8 protein-coding genes are annotated in these 8,867 nt (G+C 66.9%); 5 read left to right on the forward strand and 3 right to left on the reverse strand.

Annotated elements, in window-relative coordinates:
• From P3W85_RS31655 to P3W85_RS31675, 5 genes are all read left to right on the forward strand, one after another.
• A partial coding sequence (locus P3W85_RS31655; RefSeq protein WP_276267668.1) for a tetratricopeptide repeat protein occupies positions 1-425 on the forward strand: 425 nt, incomplete at its 5' end.
• Complete coding sequence (locus P3W85_RS31660) at positions 418-1,146, forward strand: chemotaxis protein CheW (RefSeq protein ID WP_276267669.1); 729 nt, start codon at positions 418-420, stop codon at positions 1,144-1,146. The genes P3W85_RS31655 and P3W85_RS31660, both read left to right, overlap by 8 nt.
• Entirely contained in the window at positions 1,143-3,488 is a 2,346-nt protein-coding gene (locus P3W85_RS31665) for a hybrid sensor histidine kinase/response regulator (protein WP_017225525.1), read from the forward strand. The genes P3W85_RS31660 and P3W85_RS31665 overlap by 4 nt, the downstream gene beginning before the upstream one ends.
• Entirely contained in the window at positions 3,485-4,507 is a 1,023-nt protein-coding gene (locus P3W85_RS31670) for a chemotaxis response regulator protein-glutamate methylesterase (RefSeq protein ID WP_276267670.1), read from the forward strand. The genes P3W85_RS31665 and P3W85_RS31670 overlap by 4 nt, the downstream gene beginning before the upstream one ends.
• Positions 4,508-4,668: 161 nt before the next feature.
• Positions 4,669-5,679: a response regulator gene (locus tag P3W85_RS31675; RefSeq protein WP_051078357.1), complete on the forward strand. Its 1,011-nt coding sequence runs from the start codon at positions 4,669-4,671 to the stop codon at positions 5,677-5,679.
• A 79-nt stretch (positions 5,680-5,758) separates the two neighbouring features.
• On the opposite strand, the gene P3W85_RS31680 is transcribed toward P3W85_RS31675, so the two are convergent.
• From P3W85_RS31680 to P3W85_RS31690, 3 genes are all read right to left on the reverse strand, one after another.
• Positions 5,759-6,082, reverse strand: coding sequence for a helix-turn-helix transcriptional regulator (locus P3W85_RS31680; protein ID WP_035805182.1), 324 nt, complete (start codon positions 6,080-6,082; stop codon positions 5,759-5,761).
• Positions 6,083-6,283: 201 nt separating this feature from the next.
• Complete coding sequence (locus tag P3W85_RS31685; protein WP_017224000.1) at positions 6,284-7,786, reverse strand: tripartite tricarboxylate transporter permease; 1,503 nt, start codon at positions 7,784-7,786, stop codon at positions 6,284-6,286.
• A gap of 12 nt (positions 7,787-7,798) precedes the next feature.
• Complete coding sequence (locus tag P3W85_RS31690) at positions 7,799-8,260, reverse strand: tripartite tricarboxylate transporter TctB family protein (RefSeq protein ID WP_017224001.1); 462 nt, start codon at positions 8,258-8,260, stop codon at positions 7,799-7,801.
• Positions 8,261-8,867: the final 607 nt, after the last annotated feature.

Consider the following 8,867-nt stretch of genomic DNA (forward strand, 5'->3'; position numbering starts at 1 on the left):
GCTTCGCCCGGCAGCCGGCGCCGCCGGGCGCGGCTTCGGCAAACCCAGCCGCGGTTGCCGGCAAGGCCACGAACAAGCATGCGGACCCGGCTGCCGACAAGACCGCGGCAGCCGCCCACGCGCTGGCCAAGGTCTCCCGGCTCGCCGATCGCGGCGAGCTTGCCGTCGCCGTGACTGCCTGCCTGGCACACCTGGATGCGCAAGGCCCGTCGGCTGCCGGCTACTGCCTGCTGGGCGTACTCTACGATGCCACCGGGTGCCCGGCCAACGCACGCGAGTCCTTCCGCCGCGCGCTTTACCTGGATCCTGCCCACCAGGAGGCGCTCTACCATATGGCCGCCATCCTGGAAGCGGAAGGCGACAGCGCCGCCGCCGCCCGCCTGAGAAGCCGCGCACAACGCAAGACCCCGACCCGCCATGGCTGAGCACGTCCCCTTTCCCCTGGCCGAGCCAGGCCCCCGTGCCGGCGCAACGGCTGTCGCCATTGACGATTGCTGGCGGCGCATCGGTGTGCTGGGCGACGGCAGTTGCCCACTGCTGGCCACGCACATCCACTGCCGCAATTGCCCGACCTATTCGCGCGCGGCACTGACACTGCTGGACAACCTGCCCACCGGCGAGGTCAGCCTGCCGGCGACGGATGCCTATCGGGCGGACGCCGCCGGGCGCGGACCGTCCCTGGCGTGCCTGGTATTCCGCATCGGCGACGAATGGCTGGCCCTGCCGGCCGCCGTGCTGGCCGAGGTCACCGCGCCCTGCCCTGTGCATTCCCTGCCGCACCGCCGCCATGCCGCGGTACTTGGCCTGGCCAGCGTGCGCGGCAACCTGCTGGTCTGTATCTCACTGGCGCGCCTGCTAGGACAGGATCCGGCCGCCGGCGCCACGGCCACCGCCGCCGGCAAGGCCGGCACCGGGCACGGCGCGCGCCTGCTCGTCCTGGGCCAGGGCCGCAACGCCATCGCACTGCCGGTCGACGAAGTCACGGGTGTCGAGCGGGTCGCCGAAAGCGCCCTGCAGCCATTGCCGACCACCTTGTCGCGTGCCTCCGCGCGCTACACCCGTGCCCTGTTGCAAAGCGGCGGACGCAGCGTCGGCCTGCTCGACCCCGCCCTGCTGCAGCAAGCCCTGACGCGGAGCCTGGCATGAACCCCGATCAGTTGCGCGACGCCTCGCTGCTGGAACTGTTCGCCCTGGAGGCGCAGTCGCAGGCGGAAGTGCTCAATGCCGGCTTGCTGGCGCTGGAGCGCGCCCCCGCCGCGGCCGGCGAACTGGAAGCCTGCATGCGCGCCGCCCATTCGCTCAAGGGCGCGGCCCGTATCGTCGGACTCGATGGCGGCGTGCGCGTGTCCCACGTGATGGAGGACTGCCTGGTGGCAGCCCAGCGCGGCGAGTTGCTGCTGCGCCCGGTGCATATCGACACCCTGCTGCATGGCACCGACCTGTTGCTGCGGCTGGGCTGCCCGCCGGGCGGCGACATCACCTGGGCCGACCAGGCGGGCAAGCCCGAAATCGATGCCTTCGTGGCCCGCATGGAGGCGCTGCTTGCCGGCGAAGAGGTCGAGGCATCCCCATGGGCCGTGGACGGTTCCCCGGCGCCGCAGGCGATTCCGCAAGCCGATCCGCCTGCCGCCAGCACAAGCCCAAGTGGCGACAGCGCCGGCCCGCAGGCCGACATCATTCCCGACGCCGCCGCGCCTGCCGGCAAGGCATCCGGCGAGGTCCCCGGCCAGCCGGACAGCCAGGAGCGCATGCTGCGCGTCAGCGCCGATACGCTGGATCAGTTGCTGGCACTGTCCGGCGCGGCGATGGTGGAAACCCACTGGCTCAAGCCCTTTGGCAATGCGCTGCAGCAAACCCGCCGCATCCAGATGCGTGCCCTGCAGGCCCTCGACACGCTCCAGGTGGCGCTCGCCGGCGGCGCTGCCGATACCGCGGCGCAGGCCGCGCTGGCCGAATCGCAGCGTTTGCTGGCCGAGAGCCACCAGCAGTTATCGCAACGCGTGGCGGAGCTGGAACAGTACGATCACCGCACCGGCCGGCTCTCGCGCCAGCTCTATGACCGGGCGCTGGCCAGCCGCATGCGGCCCCTGGCCGACGGCCTGACCGGCTACTCGCGCATGGTGCGCGACCTGGGGCGCTCGCTGGGCAAGCAGGTGCACCTCGAACTGGTCGGGGAAAGCACCAAGGTCGACCGCGACATCCTCGAACAGCTCGAAGCCCCGCTGGCGCATCTGCTGCGCAACGCGGTGGACCATGGCATCGAGATGCCCGAGGCGCGCAGCCAGGCCGGCAAGCCCGCCGAAGGCCGCATCACGCTGAACGCGCGCCACAATGCCGGCCGGCTCATCATCGAGATCGCCGACGACGGCGCGGGCGTGGACCTCGACGCATTGCGCCGCGCCATCGTCAGCCGCAACCTGGCACCGGAAGAAACCGCGGCCAGGCTGTCGCAGGCCGAGCTGCTGGACTTCCTGCTGCTGCCCGGCTTCAGCCTGCGCGAGACCGTCAGCGAAGTGTCCGGACGCGGGGTCGGACTCGACGCCGTGCAGGACATGATCCGCCAGGTACGCGGCAGCATCCGGCTCTCGCAGGAAAACGGGCGCGGCATGCAGTTCCATCTCGAACTGCCGCTGACCCTGTCGGTCGTGCGCGCGCTGCTGGTGGAGGTGTCGGGCGAGGCCTACGCCTTCCCGCTGGCCTACGTGATGCGGGCCATCAACCTGGAGCGCAGCGATATCGAGCAACTGGAGAACCGCCAGCACTTCCGCTTCGGGGAACGCCAGGTGGGGCTGGTCAGCGCGGCCCAGGTGCTGCAGCAGGCCGAAACACGGCGCGACGAGGACACCGTGCCGGTGGTGGTGCTGGGCGACCACGAACGCACCTACGGCGTGGCCGTGGACCGCCTGCTGGGCGAGCGTATCCTGGTGGTACAGCCACTGGTGGCAAGCCTGGGCAAGATCAAGGACATTGCCGCGGGCAGCCTCACGGAGGATGGCACGCCGGTGCTGATCTTCGACGTGGAAGACATGATCCGCTCGGTGGAAAAGCTGCTGTCCGAAGGCAAGATCGACCGTATCCGCCGTGGCGGCGCCGAAGCCGCTCCGCTGCGCCGCAAGCGCGTGCTGGTGGTGGACGATTCGCTCACGGTGCGCGAACTGGAACGCAAGCTGCTGTCCAACCGCGGCTACGAGGTGGCGGTGGCGGTGGACGGCATGGACGCCTGGAACGTGCTGCGCGCCGAATCCTTCGACCTGGTCATCACCGATATCGATATGCCGCGCATGGACGGCATCGAACTGGTCAGCCGCATCAAGCGCGAAGCGCGCCTGCAGCAGATACCGGTGATGGTGGTGTCGTACAAGGATCGCGAGCAGGACCGGCAGCGTGGGCTGGAGGCCGGCGCGGACTATTACCTGGCCAAGGGAAGCTTCCAGGATGCCGCGCTGCTCGATGCGGTACAAGACCTGATAGGAGAAGCACGCGCATGAAGATCGGCATCGTCAACGATTCGCCGCTGGCCGTGACTGCCCTGCGCCGTGTCATCGGCCTCGACCCGGCGCTGGAGGTGGCATGGGTGGCCGAGGACGGCGAAAGCGCCGTGCGCATGGCCGCGGTGCGCACCCCCGACCTGATCCTGATGGACCTGCTGATGCCGGTGATGGATGGCGTCGAGGCCACTCGCCGCATCATGGCGGCGAGCCCCTGCGCCATCGTGGTGGTGACCATGGACCTCGGCCGCAACGCCACCCAGGTATTCGACGCCATGGGGCACGGCGCGGTCGACGCGGTCGACACGCCCTCGCTGGCCCAGCCGGACTCGCAACTGGCAAGCGGCCCGCTGCTGCGCAAGATCCGCAATATCGGCAGGCTGCTCGACGGCCGTGCCGCCCCCTCGCGCGCGGCGCCGCCGGTGGCGCGCAAGGCTGGCGCGGAGCGGCTGGTGGCGCTGGGCGCGTCGGCCGGCGGCCCCGCCGCGCTGGCCACCTTGCTCGGCGCACTGCCGGCCGGGTTCAGCCCTGCCGTGATCGCCGTGCAACACGTGGACGAGGCCTTCGCGGCTGGCATGGCCGAATGGCTCGATGCCCAGTGCGCGCTGCCGGTACGGCTCGCGCGCGAGGGCGAGGGCCCACAGCCGGGCACCGTGCTGCTGGCCGGCACCAACGACCACCTGCGCATGGTCAGTGCCGCGCGCATGATCTATACCGAGGAACCGAGCGACTACCTGTACCGGCCGTCGATCGATGTCTTCTTTGAAAGCGTCGCGCAGCACTGGCGCGGCGATGCGGTGGGCGTACTGCTCACCGGCATGGGCCGCGACGGCGCGCTGGGACTGAAAGCCATGCGCGAGCGCGGCTACCTGACCATTGCCCAGGACCAGGCCACCAGCGCCGTCTATGGGATGCCCAAGGCAGCCGCCGCCATCGGGGCCGCCCGCGAAATACTGCCATTGCAGCAGATCGCCGCCCGCATCGTACGGGCCTGCAACGCCATCAGCAACCAGGGGTAGGACAAAGGACCAAAGGCGCTAACAAAATGAAACCAGCAAGCCATCCCGGCCGTGCGCGCGGCTCCGCCGGTGCCCGCGCTACACCTGGGCATGCCGGACCACGCCAGGATGATCAGGATCATTTTGTTAGCGCCTCCAAGTCGGAGAGCAAGAGGAAAGCAATGCCCAACGCAACAGACTCAAAGACCATGCAACGCCCGGATGAGTACCTCGCCATGGTCCTGCTGGTCGACGACCAGGCCATGGTCGGCGAAGCCGTCCGGCGCGAACTGGAACCCGAGCACGATATCGATTTCCACTATTGCGCCAAACCCGACGAAGCCGTCGCCGTGGCCGAACGCACCCGCCCGACGGTGATCCTGCAGGACTTGGTGATGCCCGGCATCGACGGCCTGACGCTGGTGCGGCGATATCGCGCCAACCTCGCCACGCGCGACATTCCCATTATCGTGCTGTCGACCAAGGAAGAGCCGATCATGAAAAGCGCGGCCTTTGCCGCCGGTGCCAACGATTACCTGGTCAAGCTTCCCGACACCATCGAGCTGGTGGCGCGCATCCGTTATCACTCGCGTTCCTACCTCAACCTGCAGCAGCGCGACGAAGCCTACCGGGCCCTGCGCCAGAGCCAGCAGCAATTGCTGGAAACCAACCTGGAACTGCAGCGGCTGACCAATTCGGATGGCCTGACCGGGCTGTCCAACCGGCGCTATTTCGACGAATATCTCGGGGCCGAATGGCGTCGCGCCGGCCGCGAGCAGAGCCAGCTGGCGCTGCTGATGATCGACGTCGATTCATTCAAGGCCTACAACGACACCTACGGCCATGTGGCCGGCGACGAAGTGCTGCGCCGCGTGGCCGGCGTGATCCGCGAGAACTGCGCGCGCCCGGCCGACCTGCCGGCACGCTTCGGCGGCGAGGAATTCGCCATGATCCTCCCTTCCACCTCGCCCGGCGGCGCGCGGCTGCTGGCGGAAAAGGTGCGGCGCGCCATCGAGTCCTTGCAGGTACCGCACAGCGGCTCGCAGGCGGCACCCAACGTGACCGTCAGCATCGGCGGCACCGCCATCGTGCCGGCTGCCGACATGCCCTACAGCCGCCTGATCGAAATCGCCGATGCCGGCCTCTACCAGGCCAAGCGCAACGGCCGCAACCAGGTCGTCATGACCACCTGAGCACGGCGCGGCGGGCGCTGGCCCCAAGCTGGCGTCCCGCCAGGCCCCGTCCTGCTCGCGTTGCCGCGGTACCGGGTGTTCAATCGGAGCGGCCGGCGCGCTTTGCCCGGCCGGTGTGCTCGATATCGCTTTGCAGGATATCCAGGTGGGACAGGTACTTGTTCAGCTCCTCGCGCCCGCTATCCGTGATGCAATAGACCCGGCCGCTGCCCTCCACCAGCTCCGCCGTGATCGCGCGTGCAATCATCAGGCTGCGCAGGATGGGCCTGAGCGACCGGATATTCTTCTCGACGCCGCGCTCGCGCAGGCGGTCGACCAGCGTCAATACCGTCGCCGGGCTCGATTGGACAAACTTCAGGATATACAGCCGCGAAACGAAGCCGTCTAGTATTGGAGTTTTCATGCAGCGCCTGTGACGCGCCTGCACGGCGCGATAGAGCAGATCATCATGCGCAGCCCTGGCGCTGCGAACGCAGCCGGGCGTCTTCCCTGCCGGCGGCCTGGTCAAGACCAGGGCCTGCCTAAAAAAACGGGGTGCACGAGTGCACCCCAGGCCTTGCGTTTTGTACGCCGGCACGAGGCCGGCGCGGGTGGGGCTCGGTTACTACTCTTCCTGGAACGCTTCTTCGCGCTTCGCCTTGATCGACGGCAGTGCGACAACGGCGACCAGTGCGGCGGCAGCGATCAGCAGGCCCATCGACAGCGGACGGGTCACGAACACGCTGAACTCGCCACGCGACAGCAGCAGGGAACGGCGGAAGTTCTCCTCCATCATCGGTCCCAGCACGAAACCCAGCAGCAGCGGTGCGGGTTCGCACTTGAGCTTCAGGAACAGGTAGCCGATGATGCCGAAGCCAGCCGCCATGAAGACGTCGAAGGTCTGGTTGTTGACCGAGTACACGCCGATACCGCAGAACACCAGGATGGCCGGGTACAGGAAGCGGTAGGGCACGGTCAGCAGCTTGACCCAGATCCCGATCATCGGCAGGTTCAGGATGATCAGCATCAGGTTGCCGATCCACATCGAGGCGATCAGGCCCCAGAACAGCGCGGGGTTGCTGGTCATGACCTGCGGGCCCGGCTGGATGTTGTGGATGGTCATCGCGCCCACCATCAGCGCCATCACGGCGTTGGGCGGAATGCCCAGCGTCAGCAGCGGGATGAAGGAGGTCTGCGCCGCGGCGTTGTTGGCCGACTCCGGACCGGCCACGCCTTCGATGGCGCCCTTGCCGAACTCATGCGAGTACTTCGAGGTCTTCTTTTCCAGCGAGTAGGCTGCAAACGAAGCCAGCGCCGCGCCGCCACCCGGCAGGATGCCCAGGGCGGAGCCCAGCAGCGTGCCGCGCAGCACTGCGGGCGCCATGCGCTTGAAGTCTTCCTTGGTCGGCCACAGGTTGGTCACGCGGTCGGTAAAGGTCTCGCGATCTTCCTTCTGTTCGAGGTTCGCCACGATTTCAGCAAAGCCGAACATACCCATGGCCAGCGCGACGAAGTCGATACCGTCGGTCAGTTCGGGAATGTCGAAGGAGAAGCGCGCGGCGCCCGAGTTCACGTCGGTACCGATCAGGCCCAGCAGCAGGCCCAGCACGATCATCGCCACGGCCTTCGGGAGCGAACCGGAAGCCAGCACCACGGCACCGATCAGGCCCAGCACCATCAGCGAGAAGTATTCGGCAGGCCCGAACTTGAAGGCCAGTTCCGACAGCGGCGTGGCGAACGCGGCCAGGATCAGGGTGGCCACGCAACCGGCGAAGAAGGAACCCAGGCCGGAAGTGGCCAGCGCCACCCCCGCCCGGCCCCGCCGCGCCATCTGGTAGCCATCGATGGTGGTGACCACCGACGACGATTCACCCGGCAGGTTGACCAGGATGGCGGTGGTGGAGCCGCCGTACTGCGCGCCGTAGTAAATACCGGCCAGCATGATCAGCGCCGCCACCGGCGGCAGCGTGTAGGTCACCGGCAGCAGCATGGCGATGGTGGCCAGAGGCCCCAGGCCCGGCAGCACGCCGATCAGGGTACCCAGCACGCAGCCCAGGAAGGCGTAGGCCAGGTTTTGCAACGACAGCGCCGTGGAGAATCCCAAGGCAAGATGGTCAATCAATTCCATATGGCCGACTCCTTAACCAGTAATGAAAGCAGGCCACACCGGCATCTGCAGGTTGATGCCGTACACGAAGGCGCCCATGCTGATGAGCACCAGCACGATGGCGTTCAGGATCGCGCCCTTCCAGCTGAACTCATGGCTGGCCATCGACGACACCATCACCAGCACGAACACCGACAACACCATGCCGAGCGGCTTGAGCAGCAGGCCGAATAGCACCACCGAACCCAGGATCCACAGCAGGGTCTTCAGGTCCCAGCGGGCGAGCTGGTCGGCTTCGCCCTTTTTCGAGACCGAGCCGATCAGCACGAATGCGCCGAGTATGGCCAGTACCAGTCCGAGCAGGAAGGGAAAATATCCGGGGCCCATCTTGGCGGCTGTTCCCATGGAATAGCCGCGAGCGACCCAGGAAAAGCTCAATCCGACCAGAATGAACATCAGGCCGGAGGCAAAGTCCTTTTGGCTGCGTATGCGCAAAACGATTCTCCTCAAAGTACATAAAAACTTGTGCGCCCCCGAGCGCAGGCTCTTGCGTGCGGAGACGGTTCGATCGGCAGGCGGACACGGGCTTGCCTGCAGGATGGGGGGAACATTAGAGAGGCGATCTTTCAGCTTGCTTTCATTTGTCTTGTTTTAGGGGTATTCACCGATATGCCTGGAAGTCCGGCCAAAAAAATACATATCACGTCATGATGTATTTAAAGGACCGACGAAAGGAAACTGAAGGGGAATTGAAGGGAAACAGAAGGGAAATGGAAAGGAAGGAGACAGCAAATGCAGGGCACGCGCACGGCCGGCGCGAATGCGTCAACTCGCGGCAGCCGGGTAGAGGCACCGGGAACGAGTAAGCCCGGGGGCAAAAAACCGCGACGGGAAGGCACGGATGGCGGCCATTCCCCCTATCGGCAGAAGTCAGAATGGCAGGCTGGCCTTTCGATTGCCTTTCAAGCGTTGCGCGGGGCATTCGAGACCGGCGCGCTCGCCACGCGGCGTTGGCGCCATGTGCCGTCTCCCGGCGCAGCCCGGCCGGCTGCCGGTGGCCCGTGCCGTACTCTGCGATAATCTCAGAGTACGAACATAATGC

This window comes from Cupriavidus basilensis, from assembly GCF_029335485.1.
Classification (GTDB): domain Bacteria; phylum Pseudomonadota; class Gammaproteobacteria; order Burkholderiales; family Burkholderiaceae; genus Cupriavidus; species Cupriavidus basilensis_E.